At 44.3% G+C, this 22949-nt stretch carries 20 protein-coding genes; 11 read left to right on the forward strand and 9 right to left on the reverse strand.

Going from position 1 to position 22949, the window contains the following annotated elements; genetic code table 11:
* The first annotated feature begins 10 nt into the window (after positions 1–10).
* From sctS to ACY3ZI_RS01015, 9 genes are all read left to right on the forward strand, one after another.
* Complete coding sequence (gene sctS / locus ACY3ZI_RS00975; protein ID WP_036949954.1) at positions 11–283, forward strand: type III secretion system export apparatus subunit SctS; 273 nt, start codon at positions 11–13, stop codon at positions 281–283.
* Positions 280–1074, forward strand: a complete 795-nt coding sequence (gene sctT / locus ACY3ZI_RS00980; RefSeq protein WP_487375829.1) for a type III secretion system export apparatus subunit SctT — start codon at positions 280–282, stop codon at positions 1072–1074. Before sctS ends, sctT begins: the two co-directional genes overlap by 4 nt.
* 32 nt (positions 1075–1106) lie before the next feature.
* Positions 1107–2180 (forward strand): EscU/YscU/HrcU family type III secretion system export apparatus switch protein, encoded by a 1074-nt coding sequence (locus ACY3ZI_RS00985; RefSeq protein WP_487375830.1) that lies wholly within the window; start codon positions 1107–1109, stop codon positions 2178–2180.
* 128 nt (positions 2181–2308) lie between these two features.
* Positions 2309–2842, forward strand: coding sequence for a type III secretion system translocator chaperone SicA (gene sicA / locus ACY3ZI_RS00990; RefSeq protein WP_442959110.1), 534 nt, complete (start codon positions 2309–2311; stop codon positions 2840–2842).
* Positions 2843–2855: 13 nt separating this feature from the next.
* Entirely contained in the window at positions 2856–5000 is a 2145-nt protein-coding gene (gene sctE / locus ACY3ZI_RS00995; protein ID WP_211887086.1) for a type III secretion system translocon subunit SseC family protein, read from the forward strand.
* A gap of 18 nt (positions 5001–5018) precedes the next feature.
* Complete coding sequence (locus tag ACY3ZI_RS01000) at positions 5019–6335, forward strand: IpaC/SipC family type III secretion system effector (RefSeq protein ID WP_487375831.1); 1317 nt, start codon at positions 5019–5021, stop codon at positions 6333–6335.
* A gap of 5 nt (positions 6336–6340) precedes the next feature.
* A complete protein-coding gene (locus ACY3ZI_RS01005) occupies positions 6341–7450 on the forward strand; it encodes a hypothetical protein (protein ID WP_487375832.1) in 1110 nt (369 codons plus the stop codon).
* A 53-nt stretch (positions 7451–7503) separates the two neighbouring features.
* Positions 7504–9189, forward strand: a complete 1686-nt coding sequence (locus ACY3ZI_RS01010) for a hypothetical protein (protein ID WP_487375833.1) — start codon at positions 7504–7506, stop codon at positions 9187–9189.
* A 9-nt stretch (positions 9190–9198) separates the two neighbouring features.
* A complete protein-coding gene (locus ACY3ZI_RS01015; protein WP_487375834.1) occupies positions 9199–9459 on the forward strand; it encodes an acyl carrier protein in 261 nt (86 codons plus the stop codon).
* A 64-nt stretch (positions 9460–9523) separates the two neighbouring features.
* Here the strand turns inward: ACY3ZI_RS01015 and ACY3ZI_RS01020 are convergent, their stop codons facing one another.
* Entirely contained in the window at positions 9524–10459 is a 936-nt protein-coding gene (locus tag ACY3ZI_RS01020) for an alpha/beta hydrolase (RefSeq protein ID WP_487375835.1), read from the reverse strand.
* A 15-nt stretch (positions 10460–10474) separates the two neighbouring features.
* Positions 10475–12526 carry a TonB-dependent receptor domain-containing protein gene (locus ACY3ZI_RS01025; RefSeq protein WP_349488122.1) on the reverse strand — a complete coding sequence of 684 codons (2052 nt, stop codon included), beginning with the start codon at positions 12524–12526 and terminating at the stop codon, positions 10475–10477.
* Positions 12527–13002: 476 nt separating this feature from the next.
* Here ACY3ZI_RS01025 and emrA point away from each other — a divergent pair, with 476 nt between their 5' ends.
* Both emrA and ACY3ZI_RS01035 read left to right on the forward strand, forming a co-directional pair.
* Positions 13003–14175 (forward strand): multidrug efflux MFS transporter periplasmic adaptor subunit EmrA, encoded by a 1173-nt coding sequence (emrA, locus tag ACY3ZI_RS01030; protein WP_132496857.1) that lies wholly within the window; start codon positions 13003–13005, stop codon positions 14173–14175.
* Between the two features lie 4 nt (positions 14176–14179).
* Positions 14180–15709: a DHA2 family efflux MFS transporter permease subunit gene (locus tag ACY3ZI_RS01035; RefSeq protein ID WP_036949968.1), complete on the forward strand. Its 1530-nt coding sequence runs from the start codon at positions 14180–14182 to the stop codon at positions 15707–15709.
* Between the two features lie 111 nt (positions 15710–15820).
* On the opposite strand, the gene paaY is transcribed toward ACY3ZI_RS01035, so the two are convergent.
* From paaY to paaG, 7 genes are all read right to left on the reverse strand, one after another.
* A complete protein-coding gene (gene paaY, locus ACY3ZI_RS01040; RefSeq protein WP_487375836.1) occupies positions 15821–16414 on the reverse strand; it encodes a phenylacetic acid degradation protein PaaY in 594 nt (197 codons plus the stop codon).
* 22 nt (positions 16415–16436) lie between these two features.
* The gene (gene paaX / locus ACY3ZI_RS01045) at positions 16437–17378 is read right to left on the reverse strand and encodes a phenylacetic acid degradation operon negative regulatory protein PaaX (protein WP_487375837.1); all 942 of its coding nucleotides are present in this window, start codon (positions 17376–17378) and stop codon (positions 16437–16439) included.
* Between the two features lie 153 nt (positions 17379–17531).
* A complete protein-coding gene (gene paaK, locus ACY3ZI_RS01050; protein WP_132496859.1) occupies positions 17532–18845 on the reverse strand; it encodes a phenylacetate--CoA ligase PaaK in 1314 nt (437 codons plus the stop codon).
* 69 nt (positions 18846–18914) lie between these two features.
* Positions 18915–20117 carry a 3-oxoadipyl-CoA thiolase gene (gene pcaF, locus ACY3ZI_RS01055; RefSeq protein WP_323084740.1) on the reverse strand — a complete coding sequence of 401 codons (1203 nt, stop codon included), beginning with the start codon at positions 20115–20117 and terminating at the stop codon, positions 18915–18917.
* Positions 20114–20572, reverse strand: a complete 459-nt coding sequence (gene paaI / locus ACY3ZI_RS01060) for a hydroxyphenylacetyl-CoA thioesterase PaaI (protein WP_487375838.1) — start codon at positions 20570–20572, stop codon at positions 20114–20116. The genes pcaF and paaI overlap by 4 nt, the downstream gene beginning before the upstream one ends.
* Positions 20569–22137: a 3-hydroxyacyl-CoA dehydrogenase gene (locus tag ACY3ZI_RS01065; RefSeq protein WP_487375839.1), complete on the reverse strand. Its 1569-nt coding sequence runs from the start codon at positions 22135–22137 to the stop codon at positions 20569–20571. The genes paaI and ACY3ZI_RS01065 overlap by 4 nt, the downstream gene beginning before the upstream one ends.
* Positions 22138–22139: 2 nt before the next feature.
* On the reverse strand, positions 22140–22949 hold the full coding sequence (gene paaG / locus ACY3ZI_RS01070) for a 2-(1,2-epoxy-1,2-dihydrophenyl)acetyl-CoA isomerase PaaG (RefSeq protein WP_211887104.1): 810 nt from the start codon (positions 22947–22949) through the stop codon (positions 22140–22142).

Genomic DNA, 22949 nt, shown 5'->3' on the forward strand with positions numbered 1-22949 from the left:
GGAATAGAAAATGGATTCAATCATTTATGTCAGTAATAAAGCGATGTTGTTGATCGTCATATTGTCAGCGATCCCCGTAATTGTGGCGACGGTCGTGGGGCTGTTAGTGGGGCTTTTACAAACTGTGACCCAACTTCAGGAACAGACATTACCTTTTGGTATCAAACTATTAGCCGTATTTGGTTCCTTGTTTATGATTTCAGGTTGGCTGGCGGATAAAGTGATGAATTACGCTATTGAAGTCATGACAACCGCTCTGCCAGCGATAGGGTTATTTGGATGAACCAGGAGATGCTCTCATTAGCGTCGTCCTTGTATTTTAATTTCCAACAAGGGCTAGTGAAAATCGCGTTTGCATGGTTGCGCATTGCCCCTGTGATGTTCTTTCTGCCTTTTTTGAGTAACAAATTACTCAATGGTGGGATCATTAAAAACTGTGTCGTTGCGTATTTGGCGTTAGGAATGTGGCCTTATCTTACCGCTCGCGAAATAAATTGGGATGAAATCAGCCTCAGTGAGGTTTTTATTTACGAAGTCAGTATTGGCATTGTACTGGCATTGATTTTAGGACTGCCATTTATGATTGCCAATGTTATCGGCGAGTTGATAGATACCCAGCGAGGAGAAACCATTAGTAGTATTGTAGACCCTGCAAGTGGTACGGAAGCTTCTGAATTAGCGGTATTTATCAGTTATATCGTGTGTATGGTGTTTTTGGCGCAAGGGGGCATGTACCAACTCGCCAACGTATTTGCACAAAGCTACCAATTATTGCCCTTTGCTCATGGGTTTACGTCATTCAATAGTTTACCGTTAGGGGAATGGATAAATAAGGCAGTTGTGAATGGGGTGATATTAACGGCGCCGATTATTGTGACGCTATTTATTTCGGAAGTAGCACTTGGGCTATATTCCCGTTTTTGTCCGCAATTAAACGCATTTTCATTGTCTTTGGCAATTAAGTCGATTATTGCTTTTATTGTATTTTTACTTTATTTCCAAAATGAAGTTCCAGATATTTTGGTCAATATGATTTCGATATCGCCATTAAAAACTATTTTTTATTCACCTTAGTGATTATTGATACGGAATTATGAGACTGTGCTATGGCTGAAAAAACAGAAAAGCCTACCGACAAAAAAATAAAAGACTCTGCCAAAAAAGGACAAAGCTATAAAAGTAAGGATACCATAGCGGCGATTGTATTAGTCACCGGTGCATTTGTTATTGGCGGAATGTCCAGTTTATATGAACTGGGTGGGTTAATGAAAAAATTATTATTAAACCCATATGATATTCATATCGACAATTTACTTTGGCAATTCTCAAAAATATTTTTGAGCATAGTGGTGCCTATTTTGATTGCCTGTTTTTTATCAGGCACCATTATTTCGCTATTACAGAGCCGATTTAGATTAGCGACCGAGGCAATCAAACTCGATTTTACAAAATTAAATCCAATTGCCGGATTTAAAAAAATATTCTCTTTAAATTCGCTTAAAGAGCTGATTAAAGCCATTTTGTACTTATTGGTTTTTAGTGTTTCCGCTGCCACTTTTTTTGTGGTGTGGCGGCACGAAATTTTCATGTTATATCGCACCACGATAAATGGCATGACCACGCAGTGGATAAGTCTTTGTATTGTATTTGTATTTGTCTTTCTTGCAGTGGCGCTCATTATTGTTCTAGTGGATGCAATTGCAGAGTTTTTCTTATTTATTAAAAACCTAAAAATGGAAAAGCAGGAAGTCAAAAAAGAGTACAAAGATAATGAAGGTGACCCCCATATTAAAAGCGCACGTAAAGGGCTACACCAAGAAATATTATCAGAGGAAGTGAAGTCGAACATTAAAAACTCGACATTCGTTATGGCAAACCCGACACATATTGCCATGTTAATTTATTATGATTCGAATGTCGCACCACTGCCTTTCTTAATGTTAAAAACTCGCGGGGTACAAGCGAAAGCCGTTATTAAATATGCAGAGCAACAGAATGTACCTGTAGTACGAGATATTATTTTGGCTCGCCAAATATGGCGAAATTATAAAAAAAATAGCTTTATTGATGAAAATGGATTGCAGGATGTTATGCAAATAATTACTTGGCTGATCCGCGTGGAATTAGAAAAATTAGGAATAGATGTTGATGAAGCATTGGAAAAGTTAATTTCATCATAAATTAATGGCGCTATGAATTAATTATTCACGCATTGAATCGTTTTTTATAAGAAATGAGAAATTTGATTAATTATGATGCAACAGAGCAGTTTGCATCATATATCACGTATTAATAACGAGGTGACTATATGAACCACACTGAAACAAGCAGTACCCAAACTGACAGTACTCAAATCGAAATGGAAGCATTACTCGACGGAATTACCACGGCACTTATGGATGGGGCAACGTATAAAGATATTCATGGTATTCCACAAACCACGATGGATGGCATTTATGCCTACGCTTATGAATTTTATCAGCAAGGCAAATTAGAAGAAGCGGAAACCTTTTTCCGATTTTTAAGTATTTACGATTTTTATAACACTGACTATGTCATGGGATTGGCGGCTGTTTATCAATTAACCAAACGTTATGAGAAAGCAACGGAATTATACGCACTCGCCTTTGTTTTGGCGAAAAATGATTACCGACCATTATTCCACGCTGGGCAGTGCAACTTGATGCTGAAGAAAAGCAGTGCGGCAATTCATTGTTTTGAAAGCGTAATTGAAAACAGTCTTGATGCAGATTTACAGAAAAAATCAGAAGCTTATTTGAGTGCTTTGAAGGCAAACATCGAAAAGGCAGAGTCATCAGAATCATCGAACTCTAATACCTAGAGAAGGAAACACCATGAGTCAAGTCACCATGCCAGGCGTAAGTCACGCTTCAGGTAATGATCGAATTAATAATATTCACACTTTCTTGCAAGGGAATAACCCTTTGGGGCTAGGTGAGGCGAGCGCAAAAGCGGTATTAGCCTTAGAAGAGGCATGTGGTGAACTGATGTCTTCAGAGCAAATGAAACGTCAGCGTTCAGAGCATCTTCCAAAGCTAGTAAAGCCTAAAATGTCGGCAATGAAAATGTCACCAGAAGCTCAGCAAGCTAAAGGATTCAATGCCAATGCGGTACTGATTGAAACATTCTCAACCATCCGCCAGTTATTGCATGAAGGCAATATTGGTGAGTTAAATAACCGATTGCAGTTATTAAATATTGAGTCGGCTGCACTACGCCAAAAAGGTGCGGAGTTATTGGACTCATTTGCTGGTTCCACTGACCAGCTGAAAGATACTCATGACAAAATTGCTGAAAAAAAGGCTCAGTTAAAGCCGCTGAATCTTAAATCTAACGATCTCATTAACCAGCGCTCGAAAAATGAGTCTTTATTCACAAGTAATGAGCAAAAGCTGACCAAGCTAAGCACCAAGTTAGCCGAAAACCAAACAGCATTAGCCCAATTAGATTCACTCCCGAAACCTTATACCGAAGAAGTGTATCAGCGAGAGGTGATGTTGGAAGCGAACATTGCGCAACTTTCGAGTGAAATTGAGCAAGTTACCCAACAGCAAAAAACGTTAAATTCAAACATTACAGCCTTCGATAGCGAGCTCAGCGTACTCAAAAATGAGATTGACCAGCTAAATTCATCATTAGATTCATTGCTGAGCGATTCCACAAAGCTAGCGGCAATTGCGGATAAAGATCGTCAAAAATTAAATCGATTTATAGAGACTGCACCACTGCAAACGAATGTTGATGGTGAAAAATGGGAAAACACCATTGCGCTGTTAACCATGCTGACGGCTCAATTGAAAAAAGCGATGAATGAAGATTCAATTCGCAACATGAAAGAGCAAGAAGAGGTGATGATGAAAATCAATGAAGCCTCTCGTAAAGACTCTGATAAAAAAGCCAAAGAAGCTGCCGAAGCAGAACGTAAAGCGGCAGACGCCAATAAAGCGGCATCTTGCGCCAGTAAGATTTTCAGTTATGTGATGCTCGCAGTTTCTGTGATTGCCACGGTTGCTACGTTTGGTGCAGCCGCGCCTTTAACGTTGGCAGTTGCTGCGATTGGTATTGCGATGTCTGTCGCGGATATTGTCTTGGAAGAGACCGGACAAGGGAGCTTGATGCAAATGTTGGCGACGGAAATTTCCAGTGTCGTCACGGATATGCTGATCACTTTTGGTGTGCCAGAAGAGGAAGCCAAAAAAATTGGCAGCATCGTGGGAATGGTTCTGGCCGCAGTAGCATTCTTGGCAATCTCACTACTTTCTATGTCTTCATTCGTTAAAAACATTGCCAATACAGTAACCAACGTCACCAAGATGTTGGCGAAGAATGTGGGGACTTTATTGAAAAGTGCTGTGAAAGCGATGCCGAAAAGTTTTACGAATGCACTGGGCAATATGGCAACGAAAAGTACCAAAATGGGGCAGGCCGTTGCAGATAATACGGATGAAATGGTGAAACTGACAAAATTCACCAAGCTAGCCGATAAATTCGATGATGTTCAAAACTTTGCCAAGGCGACGGATCAATCTTCGGACTATGTTTCCCTTGGTGGGCAAATGGTGAAAGTGAGTGATACAACAAAACTTGCGAAAGCCGCTGATAAGCTCGATGACGTAAAAGATATTGGTAAAACAGTAGAAAAAGTCTCTTCTTCAGGAAAAACGCAAAGCGTCAATATGGCGCGTTTGGAAGTGGGTATGAAAGGAACCGGCGCAGGTCTTTCTGTTGCTAATGCGGCAACTTCAGGCGGGTTACGTCTAGAAGCCGCAGCTCAGATGCGTGATATGAAAGAGATGCTCGCAGGCATGATGCTCAATAATGAAAGCATCCAAATGCTGACTGAGCTCATTAATTCATTAATCAAATCTATGTCTAAAAGCCATGAGCAATTTGAGGAAATGTTCAGCGGCATGATGACCACTCTTCACCAATCAAATAACAATAAAGTCGATATGCTGAAAACGGCTCGCTTCGCTTAAACTTTGGAGAATTTTTATATGACAACTATCGCTCAATCATTAAATTTACCTGCACAGATCCAACAAAATGGCATTGGGTTTTCACTTATGCCTAAAACACAGTCTTCTACAATAAATAATGCGCGCCAAAATATTCAGTTGAATGATATTTCTGGTGATTTCTCTGATAGTGCCATCGATAGACCTACATTATCTGTACCTGCATCAATGATGACAGCAACACAAATACAAGAGGCATTATCTGAGCTAAGTGGAGTAGAGAAGAATGCGTTATTGAATGATGTATACGGCTTTATTCGCGTCACGCCAGAGCAAACGCAACAAGCAGTAGAAAAAGTTTTTGCAGCGGAAAGCAAAGTGCTTAATCAGGTATTGGCCAATAACCAGCAGCTAGATGAAACCGATTACAAGCAAATTGCGCTTGCCATTCAAGTGATGATTGGCAGTAGTTTCTTCGATGGGGCACCGAAAAATTTGGACGTGATTGAGTCGGATAAAAAATCCACCAAATCATTAGAAGGTGCAAAAGCTCAGCAATTTGTTGGCATTATTAGCAGCGATATCATGATGGAGCTGATTAAGCTGGTTCGTAAAGTGGTTAAAGAGCTGAACATTTCGGATCGTAGAATTAGTGCCGAATTTTTAATGCTCAACGCGAAAATGGTGGAAGCGGCAGCGGAATCGACCATCAAAGAAGGTAAAGAGATGTTCACAGGTGCATTGACGGGGTTCTTTACTGCCTTGGCAATTAGTACAGCTGGCGCAGCTTTCCAAGCGAAATCTCTCCATCAACAGAATCAATCGATTAAAAACAATTTGGTTAAAGCTAACCAAAATGGTTCAGCAGCGGATCGTTTAAATGAACTGAATGCAAATTCACTGTCTTCATCTTCAAAAAACAGTTCACTGACACTGAAAAATAAAGAGGGTGTGAGTGTGGAATTAGTTGACCAAGCAACACCAGCACAGCAAGCACTGGCTAACCAGCGTGGCGCAGAAGCCGCGCAACGTACCAATAAGCTGGGTCTGTCTGAGCGCGATGAACATGAGCGTATCATGAACAAAACTCGCACGAAGATGGGGATTGCTGAGCAAGGTGGGCGCTTATCTGACAACGCAGGGCAAATGGCAACATCAGCGAATCAGGTTAATGTCAAAGGGGAAGAAGCGAATAAAATGATGCAGCAATCTGTTGCGGATGTAGCACGTAGCGTCTCTGCGGATAAAGATAAGCAAATTGATAAAAGCATGGATTTGGTTAAACAGATGAATGAGCACCTGCGCGAGATCCGTGAAGGTCAATTACGTACCTTCCAAAGCGTGGTGAGAGGTTAAGTACGATGGAAATCATCACACAAAGACATTTAAACCCGCAGACACCAGTCAATGGATCAGCGGCCAAGCATCTAGATGTTCAGGACTCTTCCCTTGTTATGGGGGAAGGGTTAGCACTAGACCCTTCTTTAGATGCCTACCAACAAGGTCTTCAACTTGCCGCACAATTGGGTTCTGAAGTGATTGAAACTCAATTTCGTGAGAGTGCGGTTTCGGGCAACCTTGATAAAGTCAAAGATCAATATCGCTCCATGATGATGGCGATGAAACATTCATCTGATAAGTACCAGCGGATTTCCCAACCTGTTGCAGATGGTCGTAGTCATATTGCGGCAACACAAGACTTAATTGGAGAAATCCACGGGGATTATCAAAAAACCTACGGTGAAATCGTTAAAGCTTCGACAGAATATATGCAAGAAGTGAATACGCAGTTAGGTAAAATGAGTGAGCATGTCAGTGCAGGGAAAGATGGGAAAATAAAATTTAAACCCAAAGATTTTCTGATAGCTTTTGATTCAGCAATGTCAAAATATTCAGGGATTTCATATTCTGATTATGAAAGTTTTTACTCTTCCTCTTCATATACGGAAGCAGAATTATTAACTGAATATTGTGAAATGTGGGGTCAAGACCTGGGTAAGAAAAATGAAACGGATGCAAATACCAACGATAAAAATATAATGAGGGAGTACCTTAGAACTTTAGATTCCAGTGAATATGGTATTAAAACCCCTCCTTTATATACAATTCAAGCTAGATCAAATGTGGATGTAGAGTTTAGTTTTTGGGAAAAAAAATTATCAGGGCAAGGGTTTGTTGTTAAAAAAAGCGGAAATGAAATACTTATTTATCCCGATTTCAAACCAATCAGAGAAATTTACTCAAGTATTAAAGGATCTCCAGTTGATTGGGATGGTGGTGATATGATGTCTCAGTCATTTCAAAGCTTACAAACTGCTCTTGATGCACAAAAGAATTCGGTTAACAGCAGTGTTTCTCGTTTATTAGAGACTTTTCGTCAAGATAATAGTCATTTTGAAACACTAGTTCAGTTATTAATTCAATTAATTAAAGACTTAAATCAAAATAATAATAGCCTGATCAATATGTAATTTAAGTTATCTATATTTTTAATTTTAATCATAAGCAATTATGAGGAGTTTTTATGCCTAATATAAACTTAACTACTGGCGTTGGACGCCCAGCGCAAACAGTGTTACCTGCAACATTTTTAGCAGGCAATAATGCTATTAGCACACAAATTACGGCTGTTAACTCAACAGGGAGTCAAATTAATTTTCCTGTGCATTCGGAAACGAATAATCAGGTTTCGGCTGTCGGAGATCGTAATGAATTACACCGAGCTAATCATAGTAAACAAGCTGCGGTTATTCATCAAATGCTAAGCAAAACATTTCCAAAAATATCAGAGGACATGATTTCATCGGCACTCTGTGCGGGTGCAAGTGGTAATTTGATTCAACAAGAGATTAATTATCGCCCAGAGAATAGTTTAATTCTTTTAAGTTTATTAACGCAGGATGAAATTAATCGTGAGCCCGAGTTGTTGAAGTCTGCGGCAGATTTAATTAAATCACTCAATACGCAAGGGAATAAACATTCGAAACTTAAGCGTACTTTAAATAATGAAGAACGTGCTTTTGATAAAAAGATGGAATCTGTATTTAAAAGCCTTGGTGATAACAAATGGAAAACTATTTCTGACCGTTTTGTTGAGAAGTATGTGAACCCTGCAATTAAAGATAAGTTAGCGGAAGTTTTTGATAGAGCCGATGTTGATAGCTGTAATGTGAATGATAGCCTCGTGAGCACGCTAGAACATCAAAGCCAGCTGAAAATAGAAGGCTATATTCAAGAGTATCAGCAGCATGGAGAAACATCTTTTGCGGATAAAGCGCTTCAGTTACATAACGTATTTTTAGAATTAGAAAGCAAAATTGAGCACATTCGTTCAGCTAAAGATATGAATAATACAAGTGAATCGGCACATCAAGGATCTGCATCAAATCCACAAAATTTTGTGGGGGATGATGTTGACGCTGGAAGACCTCATTTCAGAGCCTCTCCATCAACGCCTTTAACACCGTCAACACCATTATTGCCTAGCAGCACTAGCCATAATGAAAATATGTATAATACTTATACTACGTATAATACAACAAATAATTATTATACCTCTCCTTATGAAACGACGAGCATCAATTCTATTCAGTCCAATGATGAAGAAAATGAAAAGCCATTATTACCGACATCATTTAAATCTGTCTTGAATATAGAATTAGCTGCACCTGTTGTTCAAACATCGGGACGTGTGAAAACCACACTTGAAATCCCGAACATTAACCAATATCAACCGCAAGTTGCCGAAAAACCATTTTTAGAAAGTAAGCCGCCAGTGAGTGAGAAAACAGTTAAGAAAGAAGCTACTCCAGTAATTGAACAAGAAACTCAGTCAGTCATTGAGTTAGAAACCACCAAGCAAGTTGAGCAACCTCGAAAACATATTGCGGATATTCAATGGCTATTGCCAAAAAATACAGGTTTCCAGAATCGCTATATTCGAACTGAATCTGGCTGGAAATCGAGTAATGCATCAGAAAGTGAAGTTAAACCCGTCGTAACGACAGTAGGAGGACTAAACCGTAGCCAAGCAGATAAAGAAATTTATCAAGGGTTGCGAACGGCGCCACAAGTGGTACCTGCGGAGCAAATGTTTGCAGATTCTATCGCGAAAGCCGATGAGCTTTTCACGGGTACGGAGCGTGGTGCGTTAAGAGCAAACCAAGCGGAAGTCGAGCGGTATAACGATAACGCCAAACGTTTTCCATAAGGTAATGACATGACCACACAACAAGATATTGCGCAGCAATGGCTAGAACGCCATCTTCAGCAAATTCGTGAGTATTCAGGTATCAACAAAACCTATTCCATGGATGCAGAGCTGATTGCCGATGTGCATATCGATTCTTTAGAGCTGTTGGAATTGATTGCGGCGATAGAGGAATATACCGAACAGCCATTAAAGGATGAGGTGTGGATGAAGTGGCGACGCTTACAAGATATTGTGGATTACCTCGTTAGCGCCACCACAGGCAGCTAAGTCGTCTTGTCAGTTTTCATCAATAACAACTCGGTTTCGTGCTTTGGGCAGGAGACTGAGTTTTTTATGGCTCGGATGTGGCAATTTCCAACGCTTTCTTGATGGCATCAGGAATGACGCTACCATGAGTTTTGCCCGCAAATAAGGTGAAATCACAAACCCGTTGAGGGCTGTTTATGGCTTCACACACTTCACGCGGGGAAATCCAACTTTTGCGCGTTTGATAATTTAGCTTTTGCTCATCGGTTAAACGGCTTAAATCCGGTGTCTCTTCTAACTCTCCGAGGGTGATATCTAGTGGCGATGCCTTCGATGGGCGCGTTAACTTATCTAAATTCACCATTTTTCCTTCCCCCCACCATAATGACGGGCTTGCCGCGACAAAATGCTGGAAATCCGCAGGGTGGTCTTGGTACGCCATCAGGGTGAATAAGCCACCAAATGAGTGCCCAAATAAGGTTTCACGCTGGATATCTATCGGGAACTGCTGCTCAGCCCATGGGCGAATGGTGAAGGTGAGAAACTGGTACAGAGATTCCGAACCACCACCGTGTTGGAATGCGTCGCCAGCAACTTTCGGTGTGTAGTCGTATGTGCGTTCTTTCTTGGGGAATGCCTCAGGGCTGGGATAGCCGATACCAATAATAATCGGTAATTTTTCAGGGGAAAATTGCTGCGCAGCCTGATTGACCGCGAGCGGGTACAGGCCGTTCCCGTCTAACATAAACAGCACGGGACGTTTTCCTGAAATATGCTGTGGAACGGCGCTGTAGATACGCAGCTCGCGCTGACCATTGCGCATGTCATGATGCTGCACCGTATATACGTCCGCCACACGCGCATCGAATTCAGGAATATTCGGGTTGGGACGCGCCCAAGTATTGCTTGCGATACACATACTTGCGATACACATCAAGAGACTCGCTATAAACCGTTTTTTTATCATTGGGATTGCCATCGAACTAAAAAGGATCAGCGGGTAATCAGCGATAAGCATCATACCCGCAATCAGGGATTAGAATGTCACGTTGACATTCGCCCAGTAACGGCGACCATCTTCAACATCCCAGTTACCGTATTTTTTTTCAATGCTAGACGCTTTCTCATTACCAATATTCAATACCGCAAGGTTTAATTTGGTGTTCTTGAATAGTTGATAGGTTGCTCCTACGTCCATGGTGGTATAGGCGCTACGGTAACGAGGATATTTTGACCCATTACGTTGGGCTGCCCACACTTGCTCGCCTTCATAATGCGCTCGGGTGTATAAGCTGAGATCTGGGCTATATTGCCAATCTAACTTCGCATTCGCTAAGTGCTTCGGCGTTTTATCCAGTGGATAGCCTTTGAGGGAAGTTCCGTTCCCTAATTTTTCGTCATTACTTTTACGTTCTGAATCGGTATAGGTGTAGTTTAAGCTGAGTTTCCAGTCTTGAGCGATAGGGATACCCGTTGCCACTTCTACCCCTTTAATGTTGGCTTCACCGACGTTGTCATAAGTATAAAGCGTGAGATTAGAATGAGCAGGATCGGACTTATTAAGTGAATAGCTAGTAAGCTTGTTTTTAAAGTCGGTATTGAAAAGTGTTAGGCTAGCGTTGAACCCTGATTCATGGTCATAAGCTATCCCAATTTCTTCACTAAGGCTTTTCTCTGGTTTGAGGTCAGGGTTGCCATAGATAATACCGTTTCCTCCTTCAGTCGATGTACCATAGCCTTTACTAACTTCACGCAATGTTGGTGCGCGGAATGCTTGTGATACCCCGCCTTTAATAGTGATTTCATCGGTTAGATGGTAAATCGCATAGCCCCGAGGGTTCCAGTGGTTACCATAAGTTTCATGGTGATCCAGTCGTAGCCCACCAGTTAGAATCAAATTCTCTGTTGCTGTGAATTCATCTTCAATAAAGAGCGCAGATTGATCAACGCTCATCTGTGTTTTCACCATCGTATCTTTTGCTACAAGAGAACTATCCTTTAATTTTGAGTGCTGGAATTGTCCACCAACAGTAAGGATATTATCAGGTAGAAACGCAACTACCTTTCCATCAACGACAGTGTTTGTAATTTCTGGAGTCCGAGCTTCGTAATGATATTCATTAAGCTTTGTTGTTGGGTTCTTGATTTCTGTTTTAGTTTTTCTTTTTGTACTTTCTTGATACACACTTAATTCAGTATGGAATAAGTCCCACTCACCTTTATAAGTCAGTGCGGCATGGTTTCGGTTATTATAAATTTCAGTTTTTTTATTGAATTGTTTAGATGACCCACGCATTTCATATTCAGCGAGAGATTTACCTGGGTTTTCTTCTCTCTTTTGTGTTGTTCTACCTGCTTCAAGTAAGAAAGTTTGATTTTCCATCGGCGTAAAAGTTAATTTAGCGGTTAAGCTTTTATTATCTTTTTTATGATGGCCATCTGTAATTTCATCTTCTTTACGGTAATCCCCGCCGCCATACAGTTGTAAACCAAGTTTATCTTTGATCAGCGGACCAGACAGGTAGAAGTTACCGTCCATGGAATCGCCGCTTTCGCTATTTTCTTGAATAATTGCGCCCGTAGTGACACTACCATGCCATTCATTGGTCACTTTTTTGGTGATAATGTTAATGACGCCGCCCATAGCATCAGAGCCATACAGGGAGGACATAGGACCACGGATCACCTCGATACGCTCGATAGCTTCAACAGGCGGCATAAAGCCCGCTTCAAAGCCGCCGCTACCATTTGGGCGAGATTCACGGCTATTTTGACGACGACCATCCACCAAAATCAGGGTGTATTCGCCGGATAACCCGCGAATATTAATATCTTGTTTATTGGCGCTTCCGACGACGCTGACACCTTCAACATCTTTGACTGCATCGGCTAAGTCGCGCACAGGTTTGTTTTGTAGCTGCTCGGCGGTAATAACGGTAACACTGGCAGGAGCATCGCGTAATTGCTGGGAATAACCCGATGCCGTAACGATCATTTTGTCTGAATTTTCTTCTGCTGTGGCGCTAAATGAAGCCAACGCTGCGCAAACACCTGCAGCGATTAAAGAGTAGTGATAGTGCGTTTTCATGTTTTTCCCTAGCGAAACGAAATGATAATGATAATCATAATGTTTGCGAATATTAGCACCGATACCGATAGGAAATAAATAATTAGCGAGCTATTTTTTGGGCAAAGTTTGATCACGGTTAACATTTTGTGCGAGGGAACGAGAGCGAGTAAAAAACCGTACAAAAGGTAGGAAATAGGCTGAAAAACGAGAGAGTGACTATTTGGGAATGAAAGAAATAAACGCCAACTATTATTTAACTATTCACAGTTATCTTATTTAGAATATTTTTTATTATTTTTAAATAATCTCATCTTTTTTTGATTGTATTTAAATTTTCTAATTTAAAAACAAGGTTGAATATTGATTTAAAACAGAAAATAAAAATTAAAATGGATATTTAGTTAATATAAAACAGTTGGCTATTGCATTATCACGATGAGTTCGTAAAGATAGCTTTATTGCTAAAATAAAGCCTATTTCCCTTGAGAGTTATTATGGAACAACCGACAAATTCAATTGAAGAGCATCAAAAAACGAAACAAGAAAATAAAAGAACACTGTGGATGATCATCGCCACGGTTATTTTTGTTTTGTTGTTTGTCGCCTATGGCGTGTATTGGTTTTTGGTTCTGCGTTTTCAAGAATATACCGATGATGCCTATGTGTCGGGTTTGCAGATCCCTATCGTTGCGCAAACCACTGGAAATGTCACTCAAGTGAACTTTGAGAATACCGACTTGGTGAAAGCAGGTGATGTGCTGGTGGTATTAGATAAAACCAATGCGCAACTGGCTTATGAACAGGCCAAACATGATTTAGCATCTACGGTGCGCAAAACTAAAGAGTTGTATATCAATGGAGATCAGTACCAAGCCCAAATCCAACAAAATCGCGTTTCACTTGCACAAGCGCAAAAAGATTATCAGCGCCGTGCCGCATTAGGTCGCAGTGGGACGATTTCAAAAGAGGATTTACAGCACTCTCAAGAAGCGGTGCAACTGGCGCAAGCAGCGCTGGATATTTCGATTCAACAATATAACGCCAACCGCGCATTGTTGCGTAATACGGCACTGAAAAACCAGCCAGCGGTGCAACAAGCGGCCGATAGCGTGCGCAGTGCGTGGATCAATCTACAGCGGACAGAAATCAAAAGCCCGATGACGGGGTATGTTTCTCGCCGTAATGTGCAAGTGGGTTCCCAAGTCAGCCCACAAAGCTCGTTAATGGCGATTGTGCCGGTTCAGCCTGTTTGGGTCGATGCTAACTTTAAAGAGACGCAACTTGAAAATGTGCGTATCGGTCAGCCAGTCACGATTAACAGTGACTTTTATGGTAGCAATGTAAGTTACAAAGGCACCGTGGTAGGGCTGGATATGGGGACGGGAAGTGCGTTCTCATTGCTACCTGCGCAAAATGCCACGGGGAACTGGATCAAAGTGGTGCAGCGCCTACCCGTTCGTGTGGAGTTAGACCCTGAGCAAGTGGCGAAATACCCGCTGCGCATCGGTTTATCCATGAATGTGACCATCGATATTAAAGACCAAAATGGCCCCGTGTTGTCAGAAGTTCAACGCACTACCCCTGCGTTTGAAAGTGATGTTTTGGTGCTGAAGTTAAACGATGTGGATCAGGTGATCGACACCATTATCAGCGATAACGCGGATTAGTCCCATGGCTGATATTCAACCGCTAAAAGGGGCTAAACTCGTCTGGGCGACTATCGCCCTGTCTCTGGCAACATTTATGCAGGTGTTGGACTCCACGATTGCTAACGTGGCTATCCCGACAATTGCGGGAAATCTTGGGGTGTCTGTCTCTCAAGGGACGTGGGTGATCACCTCGTTTGGGGTATCGAACGCCATCTCTATCGCGATTTCCGGTTTTCTAGCCAAACGGTTTGGGGAAATAAGAGTCTTCCTGTGGGCAACGGCACTGTTTACGCTGTTTTCATTACTGTGTGGATTTTCCGATAGCCTTGGCATGTTGATTTTATTCCGTGTGCTACAAGGGGCGGTTGCTGGGCCTGTTATTCCGCTCTCGCAAAGTCTCATCATGCGGTGTTATCCGCCTAAAATGCAGAATATGGCATTGGCATTTTGGTCGATGACCATTATTTTAGCCCCTGTTTTTGGACCTATTTTTGGCGGCTATATTAGCGATAACTTCCATTGGAGCTGGATCTTCTTTATGAATATCCCTCTTGGGATCTTCGTGATCATTGTTGGCTCGATCATCCTCAAGGGAATGGAATCGACAGTGGTTAAAGTGCCATTCAATGTGATCGGTTTAGCGTTGTTATCTGTCGGTGTTGGCTGCTTGCAGGTATTGCTGGATAAAGGGAAAGAGCTCGGTTGGTTAGCGTCCAATGAGATTGTGATTCTTGCCGTGATTTCCACGATTGCGCTGGTGTTTATGGTTATTTGGGAACTGACCTCCAAAAACCCAATTGTCGAATTATCACTGTTTAAATCCCGCAATTTTACCATCGGGACAATTTCGGTCAGTTTGGCGTATATGGCGTATTTTGGGGCGATCGTACTATTGCCGCAGTTACTGCAAGAAGTGTACGGCTATACCGCAACATGGGCGGGGCTAGCGCTCGCACCAATAGGCCTTTTACCGGTATTGTTCTCTGCACCTGTCGCGAAACTCTCTGACTTTTTAGACATTCGCTGGATAGTCACCTTTAGCTTCGTGTTTTATGCCATTTGCTTCTTCTGGCGAGCCTATACGTTTGAGCCATCCATGGGGTTCGATGCGGTTGTCTGGCCGCAGTTGGTGCAGGGGATGGCGGTAGCCTGTTTCTTTATGCCGTTGACCACCTTGACGCTGTCGGGGCTGCCTCCTGAAAAATTAGCCTCAGCTTCCAGCTTGGCGAACTTTTTCCGTACGTTGGCGGGCTCAATTGGGACATCGATCACCACCACACTGTGGAGTGATAGGGAGGCAGTGCATCATAGCCAGCTCACTGAATTTATTACGGATTACAACCCAGAATCCCTCGATATGTACCAAGGGATGGCGGCGCATGGCATGACCACGGAGCAAACCTCCGGCTTTATTGCTCAGCAGATCACTAGCCAAGGGCTGATTATCGCGGCGAATGAGATTTTCTGGTTATGTGGCTGGGTGTTTATCGCGTTGATTGTGACGGTGTGGTTTGCGAAGCCGCCGTTTGGCAGCAAAGCTAATAAATCATAAATACGGCGAGTCATTGATGGAAATAAGGGCGCGTGAGTGATTGGCACGCGCTTTTTTATGGCAGGTTTTTACACAGTAGTTTTTACACAATAGTTTTTACAGAATGGTTTTTTACAGTCTGGACTTGGGAACAACATCGTCAAAGACCAGTTTCGGGCGGTTAGGCTCTTCCTCCGTCAGCGGCGTCACTTCTTGGAACGTATTGAGGTAGCGGGTCACTAAGGTTTGGTAATCCAGTGTCCCTTTGCTTTTCCATTCAATTTCTTGCTCTGACAGGCTACGCAGTACTTTAGCGGGTGTTCCAACAATCAAACTGTTATCGGGGAATTGTGCATCCGCTTTGATAAATGCACAGGCGCCAACAATAGAATTTTCGCCCACTACCGCGCCATCCATCACCACGCTGTTCATGCCTATCAGTGCATTACGTTTAATATGGCAGCCATGCAAAATAGCCCCATGACCGATATGTCCATCTTCTTCAATGATAGTATCGAATTGCGGAAAACCGTGCATCACGCAGTTATCCTGCACATTCGCCCCATCTTTAATAATCAGTCGCCCAAAGTCCCCACGTAAACTGGCGTTAGGTCCAATATAAACACGTTTTCCAATCACCACATCGCCAATGATCACGGCGGTAGGGTGAACAAAACTTTCAGGGCTGACTACAGGGGTAATACCGTCAATTTGATAAAATGGCATAAAGGTTCCTTTAGCAAAATGATTATGCGGCTGCTAGCTCCCGAAGAATACCGCCAAAACGTCGATAATAGGCGCTGGAGGGTTGTGGAAGTTCCCCAACGGTGGTTTCGCATAAGCCGGTAACGTACTGGGTGGCGCCTTGGTCGATACGCTGGTAAATATTGGTGCACAAATGGCGCGCAATATGTCCTTCCCATTGTGCTGGAAGCAGCTCATCGGGCAGCAACGGGTCTTTTAATATCACGCGGCGATAAAAATGGATCAGTAATAGGCGTAGCTGGAAGCATAATTCAGGGGAAATCGCCTGTTCTCCATGCTCTTTCAGTAATAATGCGACTGGGCGGAATAAGCTGATAAATTGATGATAATGCTCTGAAATTTCAGGGAGAGACCAGGCATCAAACACCAACTCTTTTAATTTTTTCTCGGAGCGGTTGAAGGGATAATCGGCACGGAAGTAAATGACTTGATCAGCCGCGTTTAACTCCCCCAGTAAGGCGGGAATGTCGCTTTGTGTCCGGCTTGGCGCTGCCATCAAGCCGCTATTAAATTGCCCAAACCCGAGCCAACCCAACTCTTTTTTAAGGCGAATCTTTTCATCTTTATCTGCGCTTTCCAGCAGCAATAAATCCCATGTTCCATCCCATTCAGGTTGTTCGCTGAGGTAAATCTTGCTTTCCGCTCGACGAAAGCGATTTTGCCCACGCTCTGAAATACGGTAATAGCTACGGCGTCCTATTTTCTCGACATCCAGCCAGTTTTCTTTTTGTAGACGAAATACGGAAGTACGCACAAAGCGGTCGGAAAAACCCATAGGCTCAAGCAATTTGGTCAGGCTACCTAGCCAAACCTCGCCCCCACGGTGGTGCAGGGCATCCCCATATAGGGAGCTGATAAGCGATGTTCCGCTGATAGGTTGGCTCTCGATGGCGTAGTGTATAAATTGGCTGAGTTTGGTTTCCATTATGCTTTTATCCCTAAAATTAATGTATCAGGTACTTGGCAAATCTTAGACAAAAACCAGAAGGTTGTCTTGTTTTCATACCAAAGAGTGTGAGCATTGTGAGGAAACCTGCCGAGAGGCGTATTCATTATGAATACACCTCATTCTCGGAGATTAAATGGCAATTCGTGTATCAATCACTCGTTGGGCTTTGCCTTGTGAGCGGGGGATATCCCCACAGTTGACTATGCTTACGCGGGTGCTGATCCCCACCATGGATTTAATACGGTGTTTGAGGTTGTGGCAGATATTACAGCGTTCATCAAAGGTCAGTTGTTCAGGGTGTTTGAGCTCAACACGAACAGAGAGGTTATCCATGTTGCCTTGGCGACCGATTTCCAGCTGGTAGTGTGGAGATAACTCTTTGAATTGCATAATTTGCTCTTCAATTTGAGACGGGAAAACGTTCACGCCACGGATAATCATCATGTCATCGGAGCGCCCCGTGATTTTTCCGATACTGCGCATCTGGCGGTTTCCACCGGATTTTAGGTGAGTAAGGTCGCGGGTTCGATAGCGGATCACTGGCATGGCTTCTTTTGTAAGGGTAGTGAACACTAACTCACCATGCTCCCCATGACCGAGGGTTTTTAGGCTATTTGGGCAGATAATTTCAGGGTAAAAGTGGTCTTCCCAGATAGTTGGACCGCTTTCGTCGGAGTCTGCACACTCCATGGCAACGCCAGGTCCCATCACTTCAGATAAGCCATAAATATCTAAGGCTTTGATCCCCAAGCGAGTTTCAATTTCAGTTCTGAGGGATTCTGTCCACGGTTCTGCTCCAAAGACGCCAATTCTTAGTGAGCACTTACTAGCGTCTCCGCCCATGATTTTCTCAAGTTCGTCGATAATACTAAGGCAGTAAGATGGCGTTACCATGATGATATCGGGCTTAAAATCGACAATCAGCTGCGCTTGTTTCTCGGTTTGGCCGCCGGACATGGGAATAACTGCCGCGCCAAGACGCTCAGCACCATAGTGTGCTCCGAGTCCGCCAGTAAATAGCCCGTAACCGTAAGCAACGTGGACTTTATCCCCGCGAGTGGCACCCGCAGAGCGCAGGCTACGAGCGATTAAATCTGCCCAATTATCAATATCTTGTTGGGTATAACCGACAACCGTCGGGCGCCCTGTGGTACCGGAAGAGGCGTGAATACGGATAATTTGATCCATTGGCACGGCAAAAGTGTCGAATGGGTAGTTTTCACGTAAATCCTGCTTTGTGGTATAGGGAAATTTTTCGATGTCGCTAAGCTGTTTAAAATCGTCAGGGTGTACGCCCGCTGCATCGAATTTTTTGCGGTACATTGGCACATTTTCGTATGCGTGAGTGAGTGTCCACTTCATTCGTGAGAACTGCAACGCCTCGATCTCATCGCGGGAAGCAAACTCGATCGGGTCTATATTATCGTGTTGTGTCATGCTCATAATTGCCAATCCTTATTATTATTGATACTTGCCTGAGTAGGTGTAGGGGAAGTCAGGCAGTTTTGTTATTCAGACGCGTTCAATAATCATTGCAATACCTTGACCCACACCGATGCACATGGTGCATAACCCGTAGCGACCTTGCTTGCGGTGCAGTTCATTCATGGCGGAAATCACCAAGCGAGACCCGCTCATACCCAGCGGATGCCCTAAGGAGATAGCCCCACCATTGGGGTTAACCTGTGGGGCGTCATCTGGCAGACCTAAGCCCCGTAATACAGCCAGTGCTTGAGCGGCAAAGGCTTCGTTAAGTTCAATCACATCCATCTGTTCGATAGTCAGCCCTGCCATTTTCAACACTTTTTGAGTGGCAGGCAGAGGGCCGATACCCATTAAACGCGGCTCGACACCACAGGTGGCTGTCGCAATCACTCGCGCTCGTGGGGTTAACCCTTGCTGCTTGGCAACCGCTTCGGAGGCGATAATCAAGGCGGCGGCACCATCATTAACGCCCGAAGCATTGCCCGCAGTGACGCTGCCATTTTCACGAAACGGCGTTTTCAGTTTTTGCAGTTGTTCGTGAGTGGTTTCAGGACGCGGGTGTTCATCTTCCGTCACTTGCTGCTGTGCTTTGCGCAATGTCACGGTGACGGGAACAATCTCTTCGGCAAAGATACCTTTAAGACGAGCCGCTTCGGTGCGCTGTTGGCTGCGTAGAGCAAAGGCATCTTGGTCTTCGCGGCTGATATTGTAGGTGTGCGCCACGTTTTCGGCGGTTTCTGGCATGGAGTCGGTGGAGAATTGCTGCTCCATTAATGGGTTGATAAACCGCCAGCCAATCGTGGTATCAAAAATTTGCGCTTGGCGAGAAAAGGCAGAATCTTGTTTTCCCATCACGAACGGCGCGCGGCTCATGGATTCCACACCACCGGCAATCATCAATCCCGATTCTCCTGCTTTGATACTGCGAGCGGCAAGAGCGATAGCATCTAAGCCAGAGCCACACAGGCGATTGATGGTGGTGCCGGAGACTGAAATTGGCAAGCCAGACAGTAGCCCCGCCATTCGCGCGACGTTGCGGTTATCTTCCCCCGCTTGGTTGGCGCAACCGAGGATAATGTCATCGGTCAGGGTCCAGTCCAGTTGTGGGTTACGTGCCATCAATGCTTTAAGAGTGACGGCAGAAAGGTCATCGGGACGCAGTGAGGATAATGCCCCGCCATAGCGACCAATCGGGGTGCGAATACCATCGCAAATATACGCGTCATTCATGAGGCTTCTCCAACTAAACGGTGACCTAAACGGTGGGAACGACCTTGAAACAGCGCCAGTGGTTTGCCATCTTGGTTGATAATCTTGACTTCATATAACCCGCTGCGCTTACCTTGGTGCTGCATTTTTGCGGTGGCAGTCAGTACATCCCCTTCAAAACCGGGGCGCAAAAAATCGATAGAACACATAGAGGCGACGGCGGCATAACCTTGGCTGTTGCAGGCATAGGCAAACGCGGTATCTGCCAGACTAAACAACTGCCCGCCGTGGCAAGTTTTGTGCCCGTTCAACATGTTGGGCGTAACCACCATGGTGAGTTGCGCATAGCCTTCGGCCACATCTTCAATCACCATTCCCATGGCTTTGGCGCAAGTGTCATCGCGGTACATAGCATGTGCCGCTTGCTGAGCGAGGGTGACGTTGGGCAGTGAATTAATGTTGGGCAGTGAATTCATGGCAATGCCTCCAATGAGAGTGACTGAAAACCGGCGGCAAGCTGGCGGAGTAATGGGTTGGGGCGATAACGCGTGTCCCCATAGAAATCAGTTAAATGTTCAAGGGTATGCAAAATATGCGACCAACCGATTTGCGCGCCCCATGCTAATGGCCCTTTTGGGTAATTCACGCCGAAACGCATCGCCAGATCAGTATCTTGGGCGCTTGCGACACCCTTATTCACAACATCCAAAGCCTCATTACACAACATGGCAACGGTGCGTAGGGTTAACAGCGCAGGGTAGTCCGGCAGCACAATCACTTGCTTGCCGAGGGACTGAAAAAAGGCAATCGCATCTTGGTTTTGCTGGTGGCTATTTTGTACTGCGCAACTGATAGCGATAGTGGTTGCCGCAACGTAGTTGGCGGATAAATCAAATTGCACTACGGGCTTATCAAGTTTTTGCGCAAGGGTGGATGTCATTTCACCATTTGTTAACATAATAATAACTCCGTTAACAACCAGTGAGGGTGACGGGCGCGTTTTTTGTTCAACTTCTTCGAGGCAGATCCCGTTTTGCTGTAAGAGTTGCTTAAGTTCAGGAAATATTTGCCAATTTCCATAGGCTGTGATGTCGAGCTGGCGAGGCTGTGTCACGGCAGGCACGACATCAACCTGAGATGCGGGTTTATTATGATCATCATGATTATCGGCGGTGTAATCATAAAACCCGCGACCCGATTTACGTCCTAAGTGTCCTGCTTGTACTAGCGCCAATTGCGCAAATGCAGTTTGGAAACGCGGGTCATAGCCAAATGCTTGAAACATGGATTCTGTCACGGCGTAATTAACGTCATGCCCGATTAAATCGGTGAGCTGCAAAGGACCCATGGAAAAGCCCCCTGCATCACGCACGACACTGTCTAATGTGGCGGGGTTGCCCACTTGCTCTTCCAATGCGCGTAAGGTTTCTGCATAAAAAGGTCTTGCTACGCGATTAACAATAAAGCCTGGTGTGGAGCGGCAAATCACCGGAATTTTATTGAATGCCAGTGTCAGGGCTTTTAGGGTTTCAATCACGTTTTCCGCGGTTTCGAGCCCGCGGATCACTTCTACCAACTTCATCACGGGGGCAGGGTTAAAAAAGTGCAATCCAGCCAGACGTTCAGGGTGCTTGAGTACGCTGGCAATCGCCGTGATAGATAATGACGAGGTGTTGCTGGAAAAAATAGTATTTTCGCGGCAAATGTCTTCAAGTTCACTGAAAATAGCCTGCTTAATGGCAAGTTTCTCTGCGACTGCTTCAATCACTAAATCGGCGTCAGCAAGGGCGGCAAGACTGTCGACAACATGGAGGCGATCAAGGGTTTCTTCCGTGCATTTGGCGTCGGCTTTTCCTTGCTCAACGCGTTTGCGTAAACGGGTGGTGAGTGCTGTTAAAGATTGCTGCAACACTTGGGCGTTCACGTCAAAAATGTGCACTTGTAGACCTACACTCGCAGCGACTTGCGCAATTCCAATGCCCATAGTACCTGCACCAATCACAGCGACATTTTGTATTGATGAGCTTAGTGAAGTCTTCATGGTTATTTCCCTTGGAACGTCGGTTCACGTTTATTTAAAAACGCATCGACGCCTTCACGGTAATCATGGCTGCGCCCGCCTAAGCGCTGTAAATCTCGCTCTAAATTGAGCTGCTCATCAAGGGTATTGGTGGCGGCACTGTGAATCGCTTTTTTGATCAGCCCCAACCCATAGGTCGGTTGAGTTGCAAGGTGCTTCGCGAGGTTGTTGACGGTGGTGGCGAGTTGGTTATTTTCCGTGACTTGCCAAATCATGCCCCACTGCAATGCTTGCTCTGCGCTAATTTTATCCCCTAGCATCGCCATGCCCATAGCACGGGCACGACCGACTAATTGCGGTAAAAACCAGCTTCCACCGGAATCAGGCACCAGCCCGAGGCGGCAAAATGATTGAATAAAACTGGCACTTTTCGCGGCGATGACAATATCTCCCGCAAGGGCAATCGCCGCCCCCGCGCCTGCGGCAACGCCGTTCACGGCACAAATAATCGGTTTTGGTAATGCGACTAAACGGCGGATCAGCGGGTTGTAGTAAGTTTCGACGGAAAAGCCCAGATCAGGGGCTTCGGATCCGACAGCGACATTACGATCGTTCAGATCTTGCCCCGCACAGAATCCACGACCCGCGCCGGTGATCACTAAGCAACGGACGGTTTCGTCTCGTTCGGCGATTTTAATGGCCGCGCTTAGCTGGCGATGCATCTCATCGTTAAAGCTATTTAGACGGTCAGGGCGGTTTAAGGTAATCGTGAGCACCCCATCTTCCAGCGTTGTAAGGATCATCTCTTCGGTGATCACGGTGTCATTTATCAT

The sequence above is a fragment of the Providencia sp. LY12 genome, assembly GCF_057621555.1.

Excerpts from the sequence above, each read along its gene's own strand:
- sctS (WP_036949954.1), top strand. The coding sequence starts at position 11 with ATGGATTCAATCATTTATGTCAGTAATAAAGCGATGTTGTTGATCGTC.
- sctT (WP_487375829.1), top strand. The coding sequence starts at position 280 with ATGAACCAGGAGATGCTCTCATTAGCGTCGTCCTTGTATTTTAATTTC.
- ACY3ZI_RS00985 (WP_487375830.1), top strand. The coding sequence starts at position 1,107 with ATGGCTGAAAAAACAGAAAAGCCTACCGACAAAAAAATAAAAGACTCT.
- sicA (WP_442959110.1), top strand. The coding sequence starts at position 2,309 with ATGAACCACACTGAAACAAGCAGTACCCAAACTGACAGTACTCAAATC.
- sctE (WP_211887086.1), top strand. The coding sequence starts at position 2,856 with ATGAGTCAAGTCACCATGCCAGGCGTAAGTCACGCTTCAGGTAATGAT.
- ACY3ZI_RS01000 (WP_487375831.1), top strand. The coding sequence starts at position 5,019 with ATGACAACTATCGCTCAATCATTAAATTTACCTGCACAGATCCAACAA.
- ACY3ZI_RS01005 (WP_487375832.1), top strand. The coding sequence starts at position 6,341 with ATGGAAATCATCACACAAAGACATTTAAACCCGCAGACACCAGTCAAT.
- ACY3ZI_RS01010 (WP_487375833.1), top strand. The coding sequence starts at position 7,504 with ATGCCTAATATAAACTTAACTACTGGCGTTGGACGCCCAGCGCAAACA.
- ACY3ZI_RS01015 (WP_487375834.1), top strand. The coding sequence starts at position 9,199 with ATGACCACACAACAAGATATTGCGCAGCAATGGCTAGAACGCCATCTT.
- ACY3ZI_RS01020 (WP_487375835.1), bottom strand. The coding sequence starts at position 10,459 with ATGATGCTTATCGCTGATTACCCGCTGATCCTTTTTAGTTCGATGGCA.
- ACY3ZI_RS01025 (WP_349488122.1), bottom strand. The coding sequence starts at position 12,526 with ATGAAAACGCACTATCACTACTCTTTAATCGCTGCAGGTGTTTGCGCA.
- emrA (WP_132496857.1), top strand. The coding sequence starts at position 13,003 with ATGGAACAACCGACAAATTCAATTGAAGAGCATCAAAAAACGAAACAA.
- ACY3ZI_RS01035 (WP_036949968.1), top strand. The coding sequence starts at position 14,180 with ATGGCTGATATTCAACCGCTAAAAGGGGCTAAACTCGTCTGGGCGACT.
- paaY (WP_487375836.1), bottom strand. The coding sequence starts at position 16,414 with ATGCCATTTTATCAAATTGACGGTATTACCCCTGTAGTCAGCCCTGAA.
- paaX (WP_487375837.1), bottom strand. The coding sequence starts at position 17,378 with ATGGAAACCAAACTCAGCCAATTTATACACTACGCCATCGAGAGCCAA.
- paaK (WP_132496859.1), bottom strand. The coding sequence starts at position 18,845 with ATGAGCATGACACAACACGATAATATAGACCCGATCGAGTTTGCTTCC.
- pcaF (WP_323084740.1), bottom strand. The coding sequence starts at position 20,117 with ATGAATGACGCGTATATTTGCGATGGTATTCGCACCCCGATTGGTCGC.
- paaI (WP_487375838.1), bottom strand. The coding sequence starts at position 20,572 with ATGAATTCACTGCCCAACATTAATTCACTGCCCAACGTCACCCTCGCT.
- ACY3ZI_RS01065 (WP_487375839.1), bottom strand. The coding sequence starts at position 22,137 with ATGAAGACTTCACTAAGCTCATCAATACAAAATGTCGCTGTGATTGGT.
- paaG (WP_211887104.1), bottom strand. The coding sequence starts at position 22,949 with ATGATAAATGACACCGTGATCACCGAAGAGATGATCCTTACAACGCTG.